General features: G+C 71.3%; 19 protein-coding genes and 1 pseudogene. 16 read left to right on the top strand and 4 right to left on the bottom strand.

The window, feature by feature from the left end:
* The first annotated feature begins 59 nt into the window (after positions 1-59).
* The 8 genes from ACZ5D2_RS25300 (at position 60) to ACZ5D2_RS25265 (ending at position 9,751) form a co-directional block, all read left to right on the top strand.
* The gene (locus ACZ5D2_RS25300) at positions 60-896 is read left to right on the top strand and encodes an alpha/beta fold hydrolase (protein WP_371675929.1); all 837 of its coding nucleotides are present in this window, start codon (positions 60-62) and stop codon (positions 894-896) included.
* Positions 897-999: 103 nt separating this feature from the next.
* Entirely contained in the window at positions 1,000-2,085 is a 1,086-nt protein-coding gene (locus tag ACZ5D2_RS25295; RefSeq protein ID WP_468932180.1) for an LLM class flavin-dependent oxidoreductase, read from the top strand.
* Positions 2,082-2,696 carry an FMN reductase gene (locus ACZ5D2_RS25290; RefSeq protein ID WP_468932177.1) on the top strand — a complete coding sequence of 205 codons (615 nt, stop codon included), beginning with the start codon at positions 2,082-2,084 and terminating at the stop codon, positions 2,694-2,696. Before ACZ5D2_RS25295 ends, ACZ5D2_RS25290 begins: the two co-directional genes overlap by 4 nt.
* A 120-nt stretch (positions 2,697-2,816) precedes the next feature.
* Complete coding sequence (locus tag ACZ5D2_RS25285) at positions 2,817-5,648, top strand: helix-turn-helix transcriptional regulator (protein ID WP_468932174.1); 2,832 nt, start codon at positions 2,817-2,819, stop codon at positions 5,646-5,648.
* A 136-nt stretch (positions 5,649-5,784) separates the two neighbouring features.
* Positions 5,785-7,032, top strand: coding sequence for a PucR family transcriptional regulator (locus ACZ5D2_RS25280; protein ID WP_371675924.1), 1,248 nt, complete (start codon positions 5,785-5,787; stop codon positions 7,030-7,032).
* A 138-nt stretch (positions 7,033-7,170) separates the two neighbouring features.
* Positions 7,171-8,022: an alpha/beta fold hydrolase gene (locus ACZ5D2_RS25275; RefSeq protein WP_371675923.1), complete on the top strand. Its 852-nt coding sequence runs from the start codon at positions 7,171-7,173 to the stop codon at positions 8,020-8,022.
* A 149-nt stretch (positions 8,023-8,171) separates the two neighbouring features.
* Positions 8,172-8,996, top strand: a complete 825-nt coding sequence (locus ACZ5D2_RS25270; RefSeq protein WP_371675922.1) for a helix-turn-helix domain-containing protein — start codon at positions 8,172-8,174, stop codon at positions 8,994-8,996.
* A 41-nt stretch (positions 8,997-9,037) separates the two neighbouring features.
* Positions 9,038-9,751 carry an alpha/beta fold hydrolase gene (locus ACZ5D2_RS25265; RefSeq protein WP_371675921.1) on the top strand — a complete coding sequence of 238 codons (714 nt, stop codon included), beginning with the start codon at positions 9,038-9,040 and terminating at the stop codon, positions 9,749-9,751.
* A gap of 153 nt (positions 9,752-9,904) precedes the next feature.
* On the opposite strand, the gene ACZ5D2_RS25260 is transcribed toward ACZ5D2_RS25265, so the two are convergent.
* Positions 9,905-12,151, bottom strand: coding sequence for a WD40 repeat domain-containing protein (locus ACZ5D2_RS25260; protein WP_468932169.1), 2,247 nt, complete (start codon positions 12,149-12,151; stop codon positions 9,905-9,907).
* A gap of 202 nt (positions 12,152-12,353) precedes the next feature.
* Between ACZ5D2_RS25260 and ACZ5D2_RS25255 the strand changes: the two genes are divergently transcribed.
* The 3 genes from ACZ5D2_RS25255 (at position 12,354) to ACZ5D2_RS25245 (ending at position 13,691) form a co-directional block, all read left to right on the top strand.
* Positions 12,354-12,596 (top strand): hypothetical protein, encoded by a 243-nt coding sequence (locus ACZ5D2_RS25255; RefSeq protein ID WP_371675919.1) that lies wholly within the window; start codon positions 12,354-12,356, stop codon positions 12,594-12,596.
* 366 nt (positions 12,597-12,962) lie between these two features.
* On the top strand, positions 12,963-13,223 hold the full coding sequence (locus tag ACZ5D2_RS25250) for an SDR family oxidoreductase (protein WP_371675918.1): 261 nt from the start codon (positions 12,963-12,965) through the stop codon (positions 13,221-13,223).
* A gap of 30 nt (positions 13,224-13,253) precedes the next feature.
* Positions 13,254-13,691: an NUDIX hydrolase gene (locus ACZ5D2_RS25245; RefSeq protein WP_371675917.1), complete on the top strand. Its 438-nt coding sequence runs from the start codon at positions 13,254-13,256 to the stop codon at positions 13,689-13,691.
* 69 nt (positions 13,692-13,760) lie between these two features.
* Here the strand turns inward: ACZ5D2_RS25245 and ACZ5D2_RS25240 are convergent, their stop codons facing one another.
* Positions 13,761-15,143 (bottom strand): hypothetical protein, encoded by a 1,383-nt coding sequence (locus ACZ5D2_RS25240; RefSeq protein WP_371675916.1) that lies wholly within the window; start codon positions 15,141-15,143, stop codon positions 13,761-13,763.
* A 231-nt stretch (positions 15,144-15,374) separates the two neighbouring features.
* On the opposite strand from ACZ5D2_RS25240, the pseudogene ACZ5D2_RS25235 reads away from it, so the two are divergent.
* The 3 genes and pseudogenes from ACZ5D2_RS25235 to ACZ5D2_RS25225 all read left to right on the top strand — a co-directional run.
* Positions 15,375-16,082: pseudogene (locus tag ACZ5D2_RS25235) on the top strand (helix-turn-helix domain-containing protein); the annotation flags it as partial.
* Complete coding sequence (locus tag ACZ5D2_RS25230; RefSeq protein WP_371675915.1) at positions 16,079-16,633, top strand: flavoprotein; 555 nt, start codon at positions 16,079-16,081, stop codon at positions 16,631-16,633. The pseudogene ACZ5D2_RS25235 and the gene ACZ5D2_RS25230, both read left to right, overlap by 4 nt.
* A gap of 54 nt (positions 16,634-16,687) precedes the next feature.
* Positions 16,688-17,101, top strand: a complete 414-nt coding sequence (locus ACZ5D2_RS25225; RefSeq protein WP_371675914.1) for an NUDIX hydrolase — start codon at positions 16,688-16,690, stop codon at positions 17,099-17,101.
* A gap of 70 nt (positions 17,102-17,171) precedes the next feature.
* On the opposite strand, the gene ACZ5D2_RS25220 is transcribed toward ACZ5D2_RS25225, so the two are convergent.
* Both ACZ5D2_RS25220 and ACZ5D2_RS25215 read right to left on the bottom strand, forming a co-directional pair.
* Positions 17,172-17,879 carry a plasmid mobilization protein gene (locus ACZ5D2_RS25220; RefSeq protein WP_371675913.1) on the bottom strand — a complete coding sequence of 236 codons (708 nt, stop codon included), beginning with the start codon at positions 17,877-17,879 and terminating at the stop codon, positions 17,172-17,174.
* A 353-nt stretch (positions 17,880-18,232) separates the two neighbouring features.
* Positions 18,233-19,393 carry a magnesium and cobalt transport protein CorA gene (locus ACZ5D2_RS25215; RefSeq protein WP_371675912.1) on the bottom strand — a complete coding sequence of 387 codons (1,161 nt, stop codon included), beginning with the start codon at positions 19,391-19,393 and terminating at the stop codon, positions 18,233-18,235.
* 160 nt (positions 19,394-19,553) lie between these two features.
* Between ACZ5D2_RS25215 and ACZ5D2_RS25210 the strand changes: the two genes are divergently transcribed.
* The gene (locus ACZ5D2_RS25210) at positions 19,554-20,654 is read left to right on the top strand and encodes a winged helix DNA-binding domain-containing protein (RefSeq protein ID WP_371675911.1); all 1,101 of its coding nucleotides are present in this window, start codon (positions 19,554-19,556) and stop codon (positions 20,652-20,654) included.
* Between the two features lie 140 nt (positions 20,655-20,794).
* On the top strand, positions 20,795-22,336 hold the full coding sequence (locus tag ACZ5D2_RS25205; protein WP_371675910.1) for an AMP-binding protein: 1,542 nt from the start codon (positions 20,795-20,797) through the stop codon (positions 22,334-22,336).
* Positions 22,337-22,421 lie beyond the last annotated feature (85 nt).

The raw sequence follows: 22,421 nt of genomic DNA, 5'->3' as shown, positions 1-22,421 counted from the left end.
GGGCGTACCGCGCCGCTTCGACGCGCGGACCAGTCGACCCGAATCGAGGAAGCATCCCCATGCCGTACATCACCGTGGGCCAGGAGAACACCAACCCCGTCGAGCTGTACTTCGAGGACCAGGGAGCCGGGCAGCCCGTCGTCCTCATCCACGGCTTCCCGCTCGACGGCCGTTCCTGGGAGCGCCAGAGCGCCGCTCTGCTCGACGCCGGCCACCGCGTGATCACGTACGACCGCCGCGGTTTCGGGCAGTCCTCGCAGCCGGCCACCGGTTACGACTACGACACCTTCGCCGCAGACCTGAACACCGTGATGGAGACCCTCGACCTGAAGGATGCCGTCCTCGTCGGCTTCTCCATGGGCACCGGCGAGGTCGCCCGCTACGTCTCCACGTACGGCTCCGGCCGGGTCGCCAAGGTCGCCTTCCTGGCCTCGCTGGAACCCTGCCTGCTCAAGAGCGACGACAACCCGGACGGCGTCGCCCCGAAGGAGTTCTTCGACGGCGTCGTCGCCGCCGTCAAGGCCGACCGGTACGCCTACTACACGGCCTTCTTCAACGACTTCTACAACCTCGACGAGAACCTGGGCACCCGCATCAGCGAGGAGGCCGTCCGCCACAGCTGGAACACCGCGGCCCGCGGCGGCTCCTTCGCCGCGTCCGCCGCGCCGGCGACCTGGTACACCGACTTCCGCGCCGACATCCCCGCCGTCGACGTGCCGGCCCTGATCCTGCACGGCACCGCCGACCGCATCCTGCCGGCCGAGGGCACCGCGCGCCCCTTCCACGAGGCGCTTCCGTCCGCCGACTACGTCGAGATCGAGGGCGCCCCGCACGGTCTGCTGTGGACCCACGCCGAGGAGGTCAACACGGCCCTCCTCGCCTTCCTGGCGAAGTGACGAACCACTGTCGGCCGCCGGGTGACGCCGGAGGAGCCCCCGGCGTCACCCGGCCCCCGGTTCCCGGCGCGGGAACCGGACGAGCTCAGGAGAGCAGACACCCATGCAGTTCGGCATCTTCACCGTCGGGGACGTGACCCCCGACCCCACCGACGGCCGCACTCCGACCGAACGCGAGCGCATCAAGGCGATGGTCGCCATCGCGCTCAAGGCCGAGGAGGTCGGCCTGGACGTCTTCGCGACCGGCGAGCACCACAACCCGCCGTTCGTACCGTCGTCGCCGACCACCATGCTCGGCTACATCGCCGCACGCACGCAGAAGCTGATCCTGTCCACGTCCACGACGCTGATCACCACCAACGACCCGGTGAAGATCGCCGAGGACTACGCGATGCTCCAGCACCTGGCCGACGGCCGGGTCGACCTCATGCTGGGCCGCGGCAACACCGGTCCCGTGTACCCGTGGTTCGGCCAGGACATCCGCCAGGGAATCAACCTCGCCAAGGAGAACTACGCGTTGCTGCGCCGGCTGTGGCGCGAGGACGTCGTGGACTGGGAGGGCACGTTCCGTACGCCGCTCCAGGCCTTCACCTCGACACCGCGGCCCCTGGACGGCGTCCCGCCCTTCGTCTGGCACGGATCCATCAGGTCCCCCGAGGTCGCGGAGCAGGCCGCCTTCTACGGAGACGGCTTCTTCCACAACAACATCTTCTGGCCGGCCGACCACACCCGGCGCATGGTGCTGCTCTACCGGCGCCGGTTCGCGCACCACGGTCACGGCCGGCCCGAGGACGCCGTCGTCGGCCTGGGCGGCCAGGTCTTCATGCGCAAGAACTCCCAGGACGCCGTACGGGAGTTCCGGCCCTACTTCGACAACGCGCCGGTGTACGGCCACGGACCGTCGCTGGAGGACTTCACCGAGCAGACCCCGCTGACGGTGGGCTCTCCCCAGCAGGTCATCGAGCGGACCCTGTCCTTCCGGGAGACCGTCGGCGACTACCAGCGCCAGCTGTTCCTGATGGACCACGCGGGCCTGCCCCTGAAGACCGTCCTGGAACAGCTCGACATCCTCGGCGAAGAGGTCGTGCCCGTGCTGCGGCGGGAATTCGCGAAGGGGCGTCCGGCCGGCGTGCCGGACGCCCCCACGCACACGTCCCTCCGAGCCGTCCGGGAGGTGTCCGCCGCGTGAAGCTGACCGTCGTCTCCGCGGGGCTGAGCACCCCCTCCTCCACCCGCCTGCTCGCGGACCGGCTGGCCGCATCGGCCCGCGACGAACTCGCCGACCGGGGGCGGGCGCCATCGACCGAGGTCGTGGAGCTGCGCGAACTGGCCGGCGACATCGCCGACCACCTCGTGACCGGGTTCCCACCGCCACGACTGAGCTCCGCGATCGACGCGGTGACGGCGGCCGACGGTCTGATCGTCGTGACCCCCGTGTTCGCGGCCTCCTACAGCGGTCTCTTCAAGTCCTTCTTCGATGTCATCGATCCGGATGCCCTCACCGGGAAGCCGGCCCTGATCGCGGCGACGGGCGGTACCGCCCGCCACTCCCTGGTCCTGGAGCACGCCGTGCGCCCGCTCTTCGCCCATCTCCGCGCCGTCGTCGTCCCCACCGCCGTGTTCGCGGCCTCCGGGGACTGGGGCTCGGGCGGAGACGAGTACACCGACGGCCTGCCCGGCCGCGTCCGCCGCGCGGGCGCCGAACTCGCCGCGCTCATGGCGGCGCGCCCGGTCGGAGAGGAGCCCGAGGACGACGTCACGGTCCTCGAACGGCAACTGGCCGACCTGCGCTTCGACTGAGAGGGGTCCCCGGGCCGGGCGACGGCGGGGTGGTGCACATGGTCCATACTGTTCCGCCGTACCGCACGAGGACCGAGCCCGTCCCGTGTGGCCCAGGCCGTCGGAATGAGCGTGAACCGAGTGACGACAAGGACCGTGCGCGAGGAGCCCGACGGCCTGCGGACACCCCTCCGCGGCAGGGACACCGAACTGGCGTTCATCGAGGCGCGGCTCGACGCGCTCGACCGGGGCGAAGGCGGGATCGTCCGTGTCGAGGGTCCCGCAGGCATCGGCAGGTCCAGGCTCCTCGCGGAGGCCGGGGCGGCCGCGAGGCGGCGCGGGACGCGGGTGTTCGAAGGGGCGGCGGACCCCGACGAACAGTTCGTGCCGCTCGGCCCCCTCCTCGAAGGCGTACTCGCCGGCGAGGAACCGCTGTCGGGCGCCCAGCGTCTGCGGGACCTCGCCACCACACCCGGCCAGCGGTTCTGGCTGCTTCAGGAGATGGGGGACGGCCTGCGGGCGGCGGCTCGGAAGGGACCCCTGCTCGTCGTCCTCGACGACCTCCAGTGGTGCGACGACCTGACCCTGCTCACCTTCCACACCCTCGCGGCGGGGCTCTCGTCGCACCCGATCCTGTGGCTGGTCGCCGTGCGCGGCGGCAACGTGCCGCCGGGGGTGCGCACGACCCTGGACAGGATCCGCCAGGCGGGCGCGCACGAGCTGCTCCTCGGGGCGCTCGGGGAGCGGGCGATCGCACGGATCACCGAGGACGTCCTGGGCGCCCCTCCCGACGGGGACGTCCTCCGTCTCGCCCATCGCGCCGAGGGGGTGCCGCAGTTGCTGGTCGAGCTGCTCGGCTCGCTGCCCGAGGAGGCGGTGACGATCGAGAACGGCACGGCCGGGCTGTCGGCCGGACCCCCCGCTCCACGTGAACTCCCCTCTGTCGTGCGCCGCCTCGGCCAGCTGTCCGGTGAGGCACGGGAGCTGGTGCAGACGGCGGCGGCCGTGGGCGGCCCGGTCACCGTCGCGCTGCTGGCCGAACTGCTCGGCAGGTCCTCGGCGGCGCTCATCGCAGCGGTACGGGAATCCCTCGACGCCGATCTGCTCGCCGAGAGCGGCGATCGCCTCGCGTTCCGCCACGACCTGATCCGCGAGGCGGTCGAAGCCGGCCTCCCCCTGCCCCTGCGTCAGGCCCTTCGCCGTCAGCTCGCCGGGCTGCCGCCGGGAAGCGCGGCCTCCTCCGTCGACCGTCCCGGGCCGTCGGCGGGGACGGCGGGCCCGGGAAACGCCGCGGAGGCCGACCGGCTGCGCACCGCCGCGGCGGAACTCGCGGCCACCGCTCCCGGACCGGCTGCCGAACGCAGTCTCAAGGCCCTGGAACTCACCGGGGCGCATGCTCCGGAGCGGCCGCGGGTCATCGCCGAGACGATCCCGCTGCTCTGGCAGACGGGCCGGGCCGCCGAGGCGTGGGAGCTGGGAGCCTCCGCACTGGCGGGCGGCGGTCTCGGGCCCGAGGACGAGGCGCGCATACGCCTCGCCCTGGCACGCCTCGCCGTGTCGTTCGACTTCTCCGAGGCGGTCCGGCAGGCCCGCGCCGGGGCGGCACTGTCCGGGATCTCCTTGGCCGCGAGGGGACGACTGCTCGCCATGCTCGCTGTCGGCCTGTCGATGTCGGGCGAGCACTCGGCGGCCGAGCGGGTCGCCGCGGAGGCGTGGGAGACCGCGGCGGCGGCGGGGGACCGTGCCGCCGAGGCCACGTTGACGACGGTCCGCTCGGCCGTCAGTTTCCATCGCATGGACCTGGCCGAGGCGTTCCGGCAGGCCGAGCGGTCCGCCGCGCTGGCCGACGCCCTGGGCGTCAGCACCTCGCTGTGGGTGCCGGAGGCCTTGTGGCACGCTCTCCTGTCGAACACCACCGGACGCACCGAAGAGGCGCTCGCCGCCGCGGAGGAGGGCATCCGGATCACCAGGGAGCAGGGCCGGACGGCCGCCACCCGCATGTGGCTCATGACCCGCTCCCGCATACTTCTGGACGTCGGACGGCTGACGGACGCCCGGGCCGACGCCGAAGCCGCGTCCGAGGCGACCGGCGGTCCCGGCCCGGGGAACCTCGCCGACGTCACACTCCGGTACGTGTTGATGCGCGTCGCCCTCCACACCGGCGACCAGCGGGCCGCACGGGCGTACGCGGCGGAGGCGAGGCGCATGCGGAGCGACGGCGCACCCGTCGTCCGGCACTTCGGCTCCTGGATGCTGGCACTGATGGCCGACTTCGAAGGCCGGCCCGACCGTGCCATGGCCGAACTCGACGAGGTGATGGCGTCGCCCGCCGCGGACCGGCCCGCCTACGCCGGCTTGATCGACCCTGCCGACGCCCCGGTGCTCGTCCGTCTGGCGCTGCGCGCCGGCGCGCACGAACGGGCCGCGCAGGCGGTCGCCCTGGCCGAGCGGCGAGCCGTGCTCAACCCCGGCCTCACCTTCCTCGCCGCCACCGCCGCGCACGCCCGGGGGCTCCTCGACAACGACCTCGGCCGGCTGGTACGCGCCGTCCGGCTGTACGAGGACTGCCCCCGGGTGCTGGCCCGGGCGTCGGCACTGGAGGACGCCGGACGCAAACTGGCGGCCACCCGCAAGCCCGAAGCGGTGCCGTACTTCGAGACGGCCCTCGCGCTCTATGCGCGAGCGGGCGCCGAACGGGACGGCGCGCGGGTGCGCCGGCGCCTGAGGGCCGCCGGTGTCCGCCGGCGGCCCTCGCCGGCCGGACTCACCGGCGAATGGCCCGAGCTGACGGCGGCGGAGACACGAGTGGTACGGCTCGTGGCCCGAGGGCTGAGCAACCGACAGGCGGCCGAGCACCTCTCCCTCTCACCGCACACGGTGAGTTCGCACCTGCGCCGGGCCTTCACCAAGCTGGACGTCACCTCGCGCGCGGAGCTGACCAGGCTGGCGAGGCTTCGTGACAGCGGAGAGTAATCCCTTCGTATCCCACATGGGTGTCATCGCAATGGACGATTCGTGTGATGTGCCGACGTCTTCGCTTCCTCAGAATGATCAAGAGCCGCGGAATGGAGAAGTCCGCGGGGACAGTTGATCGAGAGAGGAGCCGCGCATGACCGTAAGGCCCCAGCGAGCGCGCCCCGGCAGCCCCGAGCTCCAGGCACTCGTCGACGAGCTCGCGGAGCGGCTCGGCCGGTCCGTCGCCGTCGACGACCCGCTGGTCCGCATGGTCTGCACGAGCCGCCACTTCGGCGACGAGGACCCGGTGCGCATCGGCACCCTGTTGCAGGGCCGCGCCGACAACGCGACCATCCGCTACGTCCTCGCCCAGGGCGTGACCCGGTGGTCCAGGCCCGGATTCATCGACGGCCGTGACGACCTCGGGCTGCTGCCCCGTTACGTCGTGCCGCTGCGCAAGCGCGGGCATCTCCTCGGGCTGCTCCTGGTGGTCGTGCCCGCGAAGACGCTGGGGGAGGAGGAGACCGCCGCCATCGCCCGGGCCGCGGACGCCATGGCCGCCCAGATGTACGCAGAGCACATCTCCGGCGACACCCGGACGACCGACGAGCGGGACCTGGCCCTCGCACTCGTCGGCGGCGACGCCGGCGCACGCAGCACCGCGCGTCGACGCGGCAAGGAAGCCGGGCTGCTCGGGGCGGCGGAGCACGTCCTGGTCACCGTCGTCCGGCTGAGCTGCGGGACGGAGCTCGTTCGGCAGTCCGAGGCCGCCCTGTGGGCGGCGTTGGAGGGGTTCCGGCAGACGCGCTCCGCCCAGGGCCTCATCGCGATCGGCAAGGAGCGGGCGATGCTGCTCCAGCTCCGCGACCGGCCGCCGGGCCCGGACGAGGTCGCCGCCCAGTCCGCTCGCATCCTCGACGAACTCCGCACCTTCCTGGACCCGTCGGCGGACCCCGTGATCGGCGTCGGTGGCCGGCACGCCGGCCTGGACGACGCATGGACGTCGTACGAACAGGCGCTCGTGGCGGCCCGCGCGGCACGCCGACTGCCCGCCCTGAAGAACATCGGTGACTGGGAGTCGCTCGGGGAACTCGCCGTGCTGCTGCAGCTCCCCGAGCACGCCCTGAACGCGTCCCTGGTGCCGAAGCCGCTCCGTACCCTGGGCAAGGCCCATGGCGGCGACCGCCTGCGGGACACCCTGCGCCGCTTCCTCGAACACGCGGGATCGATTCCCAGGACCGCGGACACGCTGGGCATCCACCGCACCTCGCTCTACTACCGCCTGCGCCGGATCCAGGAGATCACCGGACTCGACCTCGACGACGGCGCCCACCGGCTCACTCTGCACCTCGGCCTCAGGATCGAGGAACTCCTCGCCCCGGGCGACGACCGGGCCGCCTGACCGCCGACCCGCTTCGACAAAGCGAGGAGGATCCACGGCCCGATTCCTACAGCGGGCGGTGGTGCGGGCGACGGGCCCCATTCGATGATGTCCGGGACGGGCGGGAACGGCACACCGCCTCTGACCAGGGGAGAGGTCATGAAGGAACTGATCACGACGGACGGAGTACGGCTCGCGTACCAGGACACCGGCGGCGCGGGCGTCCCGCTGGTGATGCTGCACGGCTGGGGGCAGACGCAGGCGGTGTTCCGCCACCAGATCGAGGGGCTGGCGCCCGGTCGTCGCGTCGTCACCGTCGACCTCCGCGGCCACGGCAAGTCCGGCACACCCCGTCACGGCTACCGCATCGCCCGGCTCTCCCGCGACGTGCTCGAACTCGTCGACCATCTCGGGCTGGCCCGCTTCGACGCACTGGGCTGGTCCATGGGCGTCTCGGTGTGGTGGAGCTTCGTCGACCAGTACGGGACCGGACGGATCCGGCGCTTCGTCGCCGTCGACCAGCCCGCGGCGGTCGCCGCCGTGCCCTGGATGACCGAGCGGGAACAGCGGGACGCCGGTGCCATCTTCGATGTGTCGGGGCTGTTGTACCTGGGCGCGGCACTCGCGGGGCCGGAAGGCGACACGGTCCTCGCCGACTTCGTGCGCGGCATGTTCACCGGCGAGCCCGACCCCGAGGTGCTGGCCTTCGTCGCCGGGGAGATCAGGTCGACACCCGCCCACGCGGGCGTACCGCTGCTGTTCGACCACTGCGCGCAGGACTGGCGCGACGTGCTTCCCCGGATCGACGTGCCGACCCTGGTGATCGGCTGTGAGGGAAGCCATGTGCACCCCGATTCGCAGCGCTTCGTCGCCGAGCGGATTCCCGGCGCACGCCTGCACGTCTTCGCCTCCGACGTGGCGAGCTCGCACTTCCCCTTCCTGGAGAACCCGCCGGCCTTCAACGCCGTGGTGGAGAAGTTCCTGGCCGAGGAGCCGGCGATCGGGGCGTGAACCCGCCCTCCGCCCGCGCGAACCCACGGCTAGGAATCCCGATGACTCTCACCCTGACGTCACGTGCGCCCGAACGGGTGCCCCGGCAAGCGTCTGATCCGACCCCGCCCCCCTCCCGCTCGGGGCGGCTGGTCCAGGTGCTTTCCGAGATGCCGGACACGAACGACCGCAACCACGTCTACCTCGGCGTCCATGTCCGTGGGCCCGTCACCGTGGTCCACGAGCGTGCCAAGAGTGCCAATGCCCTGTTGGAGCCGAACGACCTGGTCTTCTGCGACCCGGCCCGACAGCACCTGCTGCAGTTCGGCGAAGACTGCCAGATGATCTTCTTCCGGGTGCCCCGCTGCTACCTGGGCGTCACGGAGCCGGAACTGGACCAGGTGCTCGGCGTACCCGTACGCGGCGGGGAGGGGATCGGGGCGCTGGCGTCCGGCTTCCTGACCGCGCTCGCCGCCGAGGCGGAGTTCTGCCGCTCCACGATCGGGGACCGGCGTGCCCGGACGGCCGTACACCTCCTCTCCGTCCTGGTCATGGAGCTCCTCGAAGCGGACGTGACGGCCGGGGCCGACGGCGCGGCCGGGGCCGGCAACGAGATGCTGTCCCGTATCCGCGCCTACATCGAAGAACATCTGATGGACCCGGACCTGTCCCCCGAGTCGATCGCACGCGCCCACCACATCTCCGTCCGGTACCTGCAGAAGCTCTTCCAGAACGGCGGCAGCACGGTGAGCCAGTGGGTGCGACGGCGCAGGCTCGAGTTCTGCCGGTTCGAGCTGGGCCGCTCCCACCGGAGGATCACCATGGCCGCGGTGGCACGCCGCTGGGGCTTCAGCAGCCCCTCGCACTTCAGCCGCACGTTCCGCGGCGCCTACGGCATGAGTCCCAGCGAATGGCAGGCGCTGGCGACCTCGGCCTTCGCCCCGACGAATGCCGGCGCCCAGGAATGCCGGGCCGCGCCTCGGCCGTCGCCGTGACGACGCCCCACACGTGGCCCGACCCTGAGAAGAGGACGCGCATGACCAACCCCACCGTCGTCCTCGTGCACGGTGCCTTCGCCGACGCGACCGGCTGGATAGGCGTCATCGCGGAACTGCGGAGCAGCGGTATCCCGGTGATCGCTCCGTCGAACCCGCTCCGGGGCCTGACGTCGGACGCCGCCTACCTCGCCTCCGTCCTGACGCAGGTCGAGGGTCCGGCCGTACTCGTCGGCCACTCGTACGGCGGTGCGCTGATCACCGTGGCGGGCGGCGCGGAGAACGTCGTGGGGCTCGTCTACGTGGCCGCCTACGTGCCCCACGAGGGCGAGAGCCTCGGCCAGCTCCAGGGGAGCTTCCCCGAGCCCCCGCTGACGGGCAACCTGAAGGAGTGGACGTACCCGCTCCTCGACGGCGACTGCGCGGTCGAGGTCACCATCGAGGAGACGGCCTTCCCCTCCGTCTTCGCGGCGGACGTGCCCGAGGCCGTGGCCGGCGTCCTCGCGGCGACCCAACGCCCGCTCGCCACGGCCGCGTTCACCGACAGCGCGTCCGCGGCGGCGTGGCGCACGAAACCGTCCTGGGCCCTGGTGGCCGGGGCGGACCGCACGATCAGCCCCGAGGTCCAGCGCTTCGGCGCCGCACGGGCCGGAGCCGTCGTGGTCGAACTCCCGCACGCCTCCCACGCCGTCGTCCTGTCCGAGCCCACGCGGGTCGCCGACCTGATCAGAGTCGCCGTCCGGGCAACGAGCTGACCAACCGGCCTCCGCGACCCCAGGAGCGGCCCCACGACCGCCGCCGGGCCTGCGCAACCGGTTCGCGCATGGGCCTACAGCCAGTCCCGGCGCTTGAAAACAGCGTACAAACTGACGCACCCCCAACGGAGGCTGCCCCTGGGGAGACACGGCCTAGGCGTACAGGGTGACTCGTTCCTTCGTTGCGACGGCGAGTACGGAGGAGTCGGGGGAGAATGCCAGCGAGGCGACGGCCCCGTCATGGGGGACGGGGGCGCCGAGCTGGCCGCCAGTGGCGGCGTCCCACAGGCGCAGGGTTCCGTCCGTGTCACCGGTCGCGAGAGTCCGGCCGTCGGGGGAGAACGCCACCGCCGGAACCGCCCCGGAATGGTCCGCGAGGGGGATGCCGATCGGCTCCCCGGTGGTGGCATCCCACAACCGGACGGTCCCGGCGATGTCGCCGGTCGCGAGAAGGCGGCCGTCCGGTGAGAAGGCCAGGGCGAGGGAGCCCGCGCCGATACCGCCGAGCGGAACGTCGATCCATGATCGGCCCACCGTGTCCCACAGCCACACGGTTCCGTCGCGGCCTCCGCCGGCGAGGAGGGTGCCCTTCGGCGAGTACGCCACGAACGTGATGTCTCCGCCGTGATCGACGAGGGGAGCGCCGATGAGATCGCCGGTGACCGTGTTCCGTAGTCGCACGGTGCCGTCGGCACCGCCGGTGGCGAGGATGACGCCGTCTGGGGAGAACGCCATGGAGAGGACGGCATTCTCGTGGGTAGGGAGGGGGCCGTGGCGCAGGGTGCGCAGGATGGGGTCCCACAGTTGCACGGCGCCGTCGTCGCTGCCGATCGCGAGGACGTCCGCGGCGAACGCCACCGTGTGGACGTCGGTGTCGTGCAGGAGTCCGCCCAGCTCCAGGGGGTGGCCCGCGTGGAGTCGGCGGTGCAGCATCGCCCGGACGGCGAGGGGCAGCGGTGCGGGCGGCTGCGGGGACGATGTGCTGTCCGGGGTATCCGGTTTCCGGGGCCGTGTGGGGGAGTCCTCGTACCGGAGCCGTGTGGTCGGCTCTTCCCCGAGCGCCACGGACGCGTCCGTTTCCCCCGGCCGTACGGAGGTGCCCTCTTCCCAGAGTCGTACGTTGGTGTCCTCGCCTCCGGTGACGAGGCGGCGTCCTCCGGGGGAGAACGCCACGGCCCAGACGGGTCCGGTGTGCCCAGTCACGGGATCACCGATCGGGGTGCGGCCGGTGGCATCCCAGAACCGGAGCGTGCCGTCCTTGCCCGCCGTGACGAGCAGAGTGCCGTCCGGGGAGAACGCCAGCGCATACACGGATCCGGCGTGGCCAGTGAGCGGTTCGCCGGACCGCGTCCGGGTGGCGACGTCCCAGAACCGGAGAGTGCCGTCCTTGCCCGCCGTGGCGAGCAGAGTGCCGTCCGGGGAGAACGCCAGAGCGTGCACGGACGCGGTGTGCCCCGCAGGGAGGATGACAGCCTCCGCGCGGGTGGTGAGGTTCCAGAGCCGGACGGCGGTGTCCTCGCCTCCGGTGGCGAGGAGGCGGCCGTCGGGAGAGATCGCGAGGGCCCGGATGGATCCGGCCGGGCCTGTGAGGGGCTCGCCGATCTGAGTACCGGTGGCGACGTCCCACAGCCGCACGCCGCTGTCGTCGCCCGCGGTGGCGAGAAGACGGCCGTCTGGTGAGAATGAGACCGCCCACACGGTGGCCTCGTGACCTTTGAAGGGCACGAGAGCCGGTGGCGGGGCGGCCGTGTCCCACATCAGCACGAGTCCTTCGCGGTTGCCGAAGACGACGCGGTCGCCGTCCGGCGAGAACGCGACCGACAACGCCACCGACAATGCGGCCCTGTCGCTGATGCGTATCTCGCTGATCACCCTGTGCGTGGCGAGGTTCCAGAGCCGCACGGCGCCGTCGCCGCTCGCGGTGACGAGGCGGCCGCCGTCCGGGGAGAACGCCAGGGACACGACGGGTCCGTCATGGCCGGTGAGGACGTCTCCACGTCTGAAGGAGACTGGACGGGGTCCGGACGGCCGAGGCGAGGGTGGCGCCGGGTGGCGGCGAGCCTGCGTACGGAGGGTATTGAGGGACTGCCAGCAGGCGCGCCAAGGGGTGAGTTCCTCGTCGCGCCGGCCGGGCGGCGCGCACTCCTCCCCGTACTCGTCCCAGGACATCACGGCCCGCACCAGCCAGATCAGCTTGTCCAGCGAGATGAACTGTCCGCCGGCGAAGACCTTACTCATGGTCCCTTTGGAGCACGCGCTGGCGGCATCGCCGACGACCTTCAGGCCGCGGGCACGCATGCGGTCGAAGGACGGCGCTCCGCGCTGAGCGCGCAGCTCACTGAGTTCCTGTCCGAAGTGCCGGAGGGCTTCCTCGTACGTGACGTACGTCCGACTCTCCATCATTCCGCCCCCGATCGGTCCGTGAGCTCGAGGATAGGCCCGCGTACACGACGGCGCTGATCCTTCACTGAACATGAGTGAACACCGCTGAACGCGCCTCGGGTTGAGTCGTTCTGTCCGGTCGTGGACCGGACTGGTCTGACTGGGACAGGTGTGTTCGGCGGGTGCAGACCAAGTCGGGAGGAGGGGGCACGGTCGAGCCATGAATCCGACGCCGCCGGTCGACTCCGGCTCCTCCGCCACCCCTTCGCCGGACCCCGTGTTCCTGTCCCTGCACACCAGCGTCGTCCTGCTCGCCGCATTCGTCATCGGTCTGATCACGGGCGGGCTGACGGCGCTGACCGGTGTGCCGGTGAGGGGCGCGGTGTTGGCCGGTCTCGTGGCCGCTGGCCCGGCCGTACCGGTGCTGCGCGCACTCATCAGTGCGCCGTGCGATCGCCGCTAGGGGCTCTCTATTCGTGATCACCGGTCGGATGGCCTAGGTCTCTGACCTGGGCCTCCATTCACGAGCGGATGTCGGGAATCGAACTCGCTCCATAAGCTTGGGAATCACCCAGCACCCGGGCCCACATGTAAGGTACGAGCTGAGGAAACTCGTGTAGGCGCGCTTGTTCCGGGTGTTGTGCCTCCGGCGGGAAAGTGCACCCTGTGGGTCGTCCCAGCCACAACGGCGGACTGGCAATCCTCGCCCGAGTGGCCCTGGCGGAGCTGCCGGGCAACACGGTGGCATCTCCCGCCCTTCCCCGAGCGCGAGGCCGCGGTGCTGTAGGGCACTGCTAGCCAGGGGCGCGACTCGCGGAAGGCCCGAGACTTGCTTTGTCTGCCAAGGTCCACGCGGGCCGTACGGGTCTGCGTCAACACGGTCCTGCCCGGAGCCATCCAGGTAGAGGCAGACAACGCCCTCCCCGCCCGGCACCGTGCGCGGCCGGAGGACCAGATCAAGCGCCAGTGCGTCCCGCGCCGTGGCCGGCCCGAGGACGTCGCGGCCTTGATGGCGTTCCTCGTGGGCCCCTCCGCCTCGTTCATCACGGGGCAGTCCGTCCACGTCGACGGCGGCTGGCTGCTCCACTGAGACCGTCAACAAGCAAGGAGACGAACCGAAATGATCGAACGAGTCCGCGCCGTCCTCGTCACCGCCGACGACACGATGCTGGTCATCCGCCGCACCCGGCCCGGCATCCCCGAGTACTGGGTCCTGCCCGGCGGCGGTGTCGAGCCCAGCGACGAGTCCCGGGAGGCCGCCCTCCACCGGGAGATCCACGAGGAGATCGCGGGGAAGGCGGACATCGTCCGCCTTCTCCACACGATGGAGACCGACGACGAACGCCAGCTCTTCTACCTCGCCCGCGTCGCGACCTGGTCCTTCGACGACCGCACCGGCCCCGAGTTCAGTGCTGAAGGCCGCGGCGAGTACGCGCTGGAGGAGGTCCCGCTGACCCCGGAAGGGCTCGACGGCATCGACCTCAAGCCCGAAGAGATCGCCCATGTGCTGAGGGGAGCCATCGGCGCCGGAAGCCTCGGAGTCGGGGCGTCGCTCTGAGCCAGCGCGTACGTCGTCCTGCTGCAAGGACCGGCTCTGAGATGAGCCGGTCCCTGCAGCCTTCCGAGGTCAGCGTGGGGAGCCCGGACGCGGCTCCTCGTCCTGGCCCGGCAGCAGCCGCAGGGCGAGGACCGAGCCGTCGGCGTGGACGGAGACGGGGCCGCCCCAGTCCTTGTCGAAGGTGAGGCGGGGGCGTACGTGGCGGCTCGCATGGACGAGGGCGCGGTACTCCTCGACGTCGCCCCTGGCGAGCAGGCGGAAGATCTCCTCGTCCACGCCGGAGAACGCCTCGACGCGGGGTCCGTTGAGGCGGAAGACGTGGTCCGTGCCGACGTACTCGGTGCCGAGGAGCGTGTGGGCGGCGTCCTGGACGCTCATACTGGCCGCGTGTTCGAGGCCGGTGAAGCGTTTGCGGCCTTGGCGATCGGTCAGGTGGCGGGCGGTGGCGTGGCCGGAGCCGGTGAAGGCCATGAGGCCCGCCGCCGTGGTGTGGGCCAGGGACTCCTGGAACCAGGCATAGTCCTGCGGCTGCACATGGCAGCCCCGTACGGGCTCCGGTGCCACCGTGGCCGGCGGGTGAATGTCCGGCATCACGTTCGCCTGGAACGGCGGAGCGTTCAGGTTCGGCTCACGACCTTCCGCCGGGTACAGCTGACCTCCGCTGCCGGGTGCCTGGAGGGCGTGGACGGTCATCGTGCCGCCGTCCGTCGGGAGCTGCGTGCTGAACAGCAGGCAGGGGGTCTCGTTCCAGGTGCCGATGTGGACCGCTTCGGCGTGGGCCGAGGCGGAGGCCAGCTGCTCGGCGGAGGTGGCGGGGTCGCTGTGGTTGCCCTTGCAGGCGAGGGGGATGACGCGGGACGGCTCGCCCGGCCGCCAGACCTCCGCGAAGTATTGGGGACGGTAGCGGTACTTCACCTTGTCGCCCTTGTCCCTGCTGGTGAGGGCCCAACCCGCGCGTAACGCCGTGTCGGCGGGGACGATCGTCACCGAGTGGTCGGGGAAGCGGCTGCGCAGCATGTGCTCGGTGAGGGTGAGGGCGAAGCCGATGCCGAGTTCGCCGGACTGCAGCGACTTGTAGTGGTCCGCGATGCGGTGGCCTTCGTCGGTGAGGCCGAGGAAGGAGTTGCGACCGCCCGCCAAGGCCTGGGTGTACTTGAGGGCGCCCCAGTGTTCCGCCAGCCCTCGCCCCGCACCCCGCCACGACAGAGCGGTGGCTCGGGCGAGGGTGTGGAGGACGTCCCAGAGGGTCACTTCGAACTGCCGGGGCAGCTCCGTCTGCGGGATCGGGGCGAGGTCGGGCTTCCTGCGGAGCGGCTCGTCCTCGTTCTCCTCCCGCTTCGTGTCGTCCGCCGTGATGGCGCCTTCCACCTTCCCGACGAGCGCCACGTCGGAGTGGATGGAGATGTTCGACGGCTGGGTCAGGTCCTGGAGCACTTCCTCGGTCGGCTTCAACAGCTCTCCTCACGGTGTGCGCGGGCGGTTCACCATCGGCCGGACCGTACGGAAGGGAGGAGCAGCGCACGCAAGTGCGCAGGGGCGCGTGACCTGGAGCCCGGCCTGAGCGACGGACAGCGCGCGGCCGGTGGTGGCGTTCCACCACCGGCCGCGCTGTGCTGTACGGAGCCGTGGCCCCTGCACGCAGTTCTCGCGAATTGCGGAGAGCCCGCGGCGATGATGCCGCACAGCCGGTCGGTCTTCCTCAAGCAGGGAGACGCGGGAACGGCCTGGCTGGCCGTCGGCCGCGCCATGGCGGAGGCCGAACGCTTCGGCGACCCCCTCGTCCTCGCCGCCAGCGTCCGGCTCCACGCGCACGTCCTCGTCCGCGAGAAGCCCGCGGGTCAGGCCGTCACACTGATCCGGCACGCCGCTTCCCAGCTCACCGGCTCGTACGACCGTCGCTCCCCGCACCACCTCGCCGTCCTCGGGCTGCTCCTGTTGCGCGGAGCCACGGCCGCGAGCCGCGCGGATGACAGCGCCGCCACCCGGGAGTTCCTCGCCGAAGCGGAGGAGGTGGCCCGGTACGTCGCTCTGGACCGGCCCGACGCCTGGGCCAACTTCAGCCCGACGAACGTCACCCTTCACCGGATCAGCGCGGCGGTTTCCTTCGGCGACGCGGGCATCGCCCTCGACGCGGCCCGCCCGCTCATGCACCGCCACATCCCGGTCCCCGAGCGCCGTGCCGCACTCTGGATCGAGGCCGCCCGCGCCTACGCCCAGCTGGGCCGCCTGGCCGACGGCTACCAGGCCCTGCGGATCGCCGAGACCTGCGCCGCCCAGGACGTACGCCGTCCCCCCGTCCGCGAGCTGGTCGCCGGCATGGCCGCGCGGGACCGCCGACGTACGCTGCCGGAGCTCCACCACTTCAGCCGCCGACTGGGAGTACCCGCGTGACCGAGCCGCAGCCCAAGCCCTTCCTGTACGTCATCGTGTGCGCCGCCGGGATCGCCGGCGACGTCGGCAGACTCATCACCGCAGCGCAGGAACGGGGGTGGGAGGTCGGGGTCATCGCCACCCCACAGGGTCTGGAGTTCCTCGACGTCCGGGCGATCGAGGAGCAGACCGGGTACCCGGTCCGGTCCGCCTGGCGCTCGCCCGGCGAGGCACGGACGTACCCGCGAGCCGACGCCATCGCGGTTGCGCCGGCCACGTTCAACACGGTCAACAAGTGGGCCGCCGGATTCGCCGACAACCTGGCCCTCGGCATCCTCTGCGAAGCCCCCGGCATGGGCGTCCCCGCGGTCCTGCTGCCCTACGTGAACACCGCGCTCGCCGCCCACCGGGCCTACCGGCGCAGCATCGACGAGCTCCGGGAGATGGGCGTCCTGATCGGCAGCTACGAGCCCCACCGTCCGAAGTCCGGCGGCGGGGCCGACCGCTTCCCTTGGGAGGAGGCGGTCGATCTGCTCGCGCCACTCCTCCGCGCCGGGGCCGGGCCGCAGTGAACGTGTCGCCATCACCGCTCGGGGCAGCCGGCCCACCCGACCTGGAGGAGCAACGTGGAGCAGCAGAACGCTGAGGGTCGACCGGCCATCGCAGCGGCCGTCGTGGTGCACGAAGGTCGCGTGCTTCTCGTGCGGCGCCGGGTCAGCGAAGGGCGGCTCTCCTGGCAGTTCCCCGCCGGTGCGGTCGAGCCGGGCGAAGCCCTGGAGGAGGCCGCCGCACGCGAGACCCTGGAGGAGGCCGGCCTCACCGTGAAGGCGCTGAAGCTGCTCGGGGAGCGGATTCACCCTGACACCGGCCGCTCGATGTCGTACACCGCCTGCGAGGTGGCCGGCGGCCGCGCGCATGTCATGGACACCGACGAGCTGGCCGAGCTCGCTTGGGTGGCCCACGCCGAGATCTCTGAGTACATCCCGTACCGTCTGTTCGAGCCGGTGCAAGAATACCTCGACGTCGTCCTGGAGCGCTGACGCGGACCGATCGCGCGCATTGGGACAACACGCCAGACGGTGGATCTCGAGGACCACGGTGGGGCAGGTCCTAACTGTCCTCAAGAAGCCGGTCGGTGGCGTCCTGGACTCGGGCTGTCGCCCGGCGGACCGAGTCGAGTACGGCGTTGATCTGGGCGTCGGTCGGCTGGACGCCTGAATTGACGGCGCGGGTCAGCTGGTTCAGGTTGTTGCCGATCTGACCGAGGTGCCTGCGGGCAGAGAACAGCTCGGTGACGGTCTCACGACGCCCGGCGATGGCCGCGACGCTGTTGCCCGGGTCGTGGGCCGCGCTGAGAGCGGCTTTGGCGAAGAAGCCGGCGACGGTGACACCGACGGCCTTCGCGGCGATCGCGACGAGCGCGTGCTCGTTGTCGTTCGCACGCACGCTGCACACTTTGGAACTGCTGCCCCATCCGACGCTGGTGGTCACATCCCAACCTGTCTGCTGCTTCATCTGGGCAGCGAAGGCAGCCAGATGGTGCACCAAGCAGCCGCAGTCCAATGAGACACGAATGCTCATGTAGGGGCTTCGGGGGTTGTCGTTTCCGTACGGAGGGTTCTTCCATTTCACCTCGTGGGCGTGCTCCTTGAGGCCGTTCCGCTCATCGTCGTGCTTGATGCCGTGGGCCTTGGCGTACTCGTCCAGGTCGTCGATGAGGAACAGGTGGCTGGACCACTCGCCGGGCCAGACGGCAAAGAGGCGCGAGCTGCCGGCCAGTGCCCGTTCGTAGGCTTCCCGGCTGTTCCCGTTCGTCACCTTGCCGTTTTCATGGACTTCGGCGTAGCACGTCGTACGCGCGCTGTAAGGGAAGTCTCTTCCTGTACCGCGGCGCTTCTCGGTTCCAACCGACCCTGCCTGTGTGCGGTAGCCCGTGGAGCAGTCAACATGATCCACGGAGTGGCAGGGGTTTGCCCTAGTGGGGTCGGAAACCACCCGTGGCTGATGACGCCCTGGACCGAGCTCAACCGGCCGTAGCGGAACGGCCGCGGGTGAAGTGACAGTCCTGCTCCCGCTGCGGCGGATTCTCCCCAGATTCTCCCCAGGCCCCTGCAGCGGAGACAGCTCGGCATTCGCTGGCGCGAAGTGGATCGCAGGCTCTGTGCTGTCTGCTACAGCCAGTCGCGCTTCTTGAAGATGACGTAGAGGCTCGTACAGACCACTGCCATCAGGAGGATTGCGAAGGGGTAGCCCGCCGCCCAGTGGAGTTCGGGCATCGTCTCGAAGTTCATGCCGTAGATCGTTCCCACCAACGTGGGTGCAAACAAGATGGCCGCCCAGGAGGAGATCTTCTTGATCTCCTCGTTCTGTTCGAAGCCGGCTTCGGCCAGGGCGCGCATTTCGGCGTTCTGTTGTTGGGAGACGAGGGTGGCGTTGACCGTGAGGATTTCGGTGAGGGCCTGGCGGAAGCCGTCGACGCGTTCGCTGGTGTGGGTGACGTGGTCCGCCACGTCGCGGAGGTAGCGCTGGAGTTCCTCGTCGGTGCCGTACTTGGCGAAGCCGGCCATCAGGGCGTGGAGCATGCCGACCAGGGGGCGGGTGGCGCGCTGGAACTCGACCATTTCGCGGGAGAGTTCGTAGATGCGGCGGGATACCTCGGGGTCGCCGCGGAAGACCTCGGTCTCGATCTCGTCCATGTCGTTCTGGACGCCCGCGACGACCGGGGCGTAGCCGTCGACCACGGCGTCGAGGATCGCGTAGAGCGCGGCCTCCGGGCCCAGGGAGAGGAGGTCCGGGGTCTCCTCCATGCGGCGGCGGACCGCCGAGAGGTCGGGGGCGGCGCCGTGGCGGACCGTGATCAGGAAGTCCGGGCCGACGAAGACGTGGAGTTCCCCGAAGTCGACCTCCTCCGGGGCGTCCAGGTAGCGGGCCGCGCGCAGGACCACGAAGAGGGTGTGCCCGTAGCGCTCCAGCTTGGGGCGCTGGTGGGCCTCCATGGCGTCCTCGACCGCGAGTGGGTGGAGGTTGAACTCGGCTGCCAGGGAGTGGAGTTCGGATTCCGTCGGGCGGTGCAGGCCGATCCACGCCATGCCGCCGTGCTGTTCGCGCAGCTGCCGGAAGGTGTCCGCGAGGGTGGCGGGGGAGGCGACCCGGCGGCCGTCGCGGTAGACCGCGGAGTCGATCACGCTCCGGTGGTCCGCGGGGACGGGGGCGGCCGCGCCCGCCGGGCCGGAGGCGGCCGGCGGGGTCGGGGAGGAGGGGCCGGACGGGCGCAGCCACCCCGAGCGCTTCGCGGGCAGGGAGGAGGGGCGGCGGTCTGGGCGCTCCGACATCGCAGGTCAGCTCCCGGTCGAACGGGTGTTTACGGGCAAAGGGCAGGATATAGGGCGGGGGAGGGAGAGGGGGGAGGGGAGAGGGGAGAGGGAGGGAGGGGGGAGGGGGTGGTGGGGATTGCGGACAGAAGGTGTCCGCAAGGGGGGCTAGCGTGGTCGTATGGCCTCCACGACGAACCCCGTACTCGGCGTCCGCGCACTGAACCGTGCCACGCTCGCCCGCCAGCTGCTGCTGAGCCGCGCCGAGATGTCCGCGCGGGACGCCGTCGCGCACCTCATCGGACTCCAGGCCCAGAACGTGCAGCCGCCCTACTACCAGCTGCACGCCCGCCTCGCCGGTTTCGGGCCCGAGCGGCTGGCCGGGCTCATGGAGTCCCGGGAGGTGGTCCGGATGGTCACCATGCGCTCCACCATCCACACGCACACCGCCCACGACGCCCTCACCCTGCGCCCCCTCGTCCAGGCGGCCCGCGACCGCGAGGTGGGCTACTTCCGCAAGGGCCTGACCGGTGTGGACCTCGACCGGCTCGCCGCGCGCGCCAGGGCCTTCGTCGAGGACGAGCCGCGCACCATGGGGGAGATCCGCGAGGAGCTGCTCAGGGAATGGCCCGCGGCCGACCCCCAGTCGCTGTCCGTCGCCGCCCGCTGCCTGCTCCCGCTCGTGCAGGTCACCCCCCGCGGGGTGTGGGGGCGCAGCGGTCAGGTGCGGCTGACCACCGTCGAGCGGTGGCTGGGCGGGAACGTCGACGAGGTGGCGGCGCAGGCGGTCGACGACGTGGTGCTGCGCTACCTCGGCGCCTTCGGGCCCGCCTCCGTCAAGGACATGCAGACCTGGGCCGGCCTCACCCGCCTGCGCGCGGCCTTCGAGCGGCTCCGGCCCCGGCTGCTCGTCTTCCGCGACGAGAACGGGGTCGAGCTCTTCGACCTGCCCGACGCGCCCCGCCCCGACGCCGACACCCCGGCGCCGCCCCGCTTCCTCCCCGAGTTCGACAACCTGCTGCTCTCCCACGCCGACCGTTCCCGCGTCGTCGCCCCGGAGCACAAGGGCCGCACCTGGACCGGGAGCCAGTCCCACCGCACCCTGCTCGTCGACGGGTTCCTCGCCGGGCTGTGGCGGCCGGAGGGTGACGGGCTGGTCGTGGAGCTGTTCGGGACACGTTCCCGGGGCGTCGAGGAGGAGGTCGTCGCCGAGGGGGAGGCGCTGCTCGCCGGCATGGGCCGAGGTCCGGGGCCCGTGCGCTTCGGGTCAATCCACGGCTGACGCCACCCTGGTGGAGCGCCCGTCCGGCACGGCACGATGCCTTCATGATCGGAGTTCGGCGCCTCCGACGGCCCCGGCCGCGCGGTGCCGTTCCTCCGTACGGGTGTTCTGGCGATCCGGGATTCAGGAGTGAGTGGGCTATGCGGGTTCCAATGACTGTTGCGGACTTCCTCGACCGGGCCGAGCTGGGGTTCCCGTCCAGTGCCGGCGTGATCGACGAGCCCGACCAGCCCGGCGCGCCGGTACCCGTGTCGACGTACGGGCGGCTGGGCGAACGCGTACGGGCCTGGCAGGCGGGCTTCGACGCGCTCGGTGTCGGCGAGGGCGAGAGAGTGGCCGTGGTCAGCCACAACTCGGCCCGGCTGCTGGAGCTGCTGTTCGCGGTGCCGATGAGCGGTCGCGTCTGCGTGCCGGTCAACTTCCGGCTCAAGCCCGAGGAGGTCGCGTACGTGGTGCGGCAGAGCGGGGCCTCGGTCCTGCTCGTCGACCCGGAGCTGGACGGCGTGCTGTCCGGTGTCACGGCGCGCCACCGGTTCGTCCTGGGCGAGGGGACCGAGACCGATCTGATGCGCTTCGGCGTCGAGCCTCGCCCGTGGTCGAAGCCCGACGAGGACGCCACCGCGACGATCAACTACACCTCGGGCACCACCGCCCGCCCCAAGGGGGTGCAGCTGACGCACCGCAACATCTGGGTCAACGGGCTGACCTTCGGCCTGCACACCCGCGTGTGGGAACGCGACGTCTACATGCACACGCTGCCGATGTTCCACTGCAACGGCTGGGGAATGCCCTACGTGATGGCCGGCCTCGGCGTGAAGCAGGTGGTCCTGCGCAAGGTCGACGGCGGCGAGATCCTGCGACGGGTGGAGGAGCACGGCGTCACCCTCATGTGCGGGGCGCCCGCCGTCTGGAACGCGGTACTCGACGCCGCGGCCACCTGGGAGGGGGAGATCCCGGGCCGTGACCGGGTGCGCATCGTGTGCGCCGGCGCCCCGCCGCCGAGCAGGATGATCCAGCGGATGGACGAGGAGCTGGGCTGGGAGTTCACCCAGATCTACGGCCTGACCGAGACCTCGCCCCTGCTCACCTTCAACCGGGCCCGGCCCGCCGACGCGGAGCTGCCCGCCGAGGAGCGGGCGCGCAGGCTGTCGCGCGCCGGACTGCCGGCGCTCGGGGTCAAGCTCAAGGTCTCCGGGTCCGGTGAGGTCCTGGCGCGCTCGAACGTCGTCCTCGACGGCTACTGGGACAAGCCCGAGGAGACCTCGGCGGCGCTGGAGGACGGCTGGTTCCGCACCGGCGACGGTGGCACCGTCGACGAGGCCGACGGGCACCTGACGATCTCCGACCGGAAGAAGGACGTGATCATCACCGGCGGCGAGAACGTGTCGTCGATCGAGGTCGAGGACGTGATCTTCAGCCACCCGGCGGTCGCCGAGGTCGCCGTCATCGGCGTGCCGCACGAGAAGTGGGGCGAGACGATCAAGGCACTCGTCGTCCTCACCGAGGGGGCCGAGGTGGGGGAAGCCGACATCGTCGCCCACTGCAAGCAGCGGATGGCCGGCTACAAGGCGCCGACGAGCGTGGAGTTCCGCGAGGAGATCCCGCGCACGGCCACGGGCAAGATCCAGAAGTTCAAGCTCCGCGAGCCCTACTGGTCCGGCCTGGGCCGGGAGGTCAACTGACCGGCGATGTGTCCGGCCGTACGGTCCGGCCGTACGGTCCGGGCGGAGGGTCCGTGCGGTCCGGGCGGCCCGCCCGGACCACACG

The sequence above is a fragment of the Streptomyces sp. NPDC031479 genome (assembly GCF_055581065.1).
Note: the sequence above shows the minus strand (reverse complement) of the source record. Positions and strands in the feature narration are given on the sequence as shown.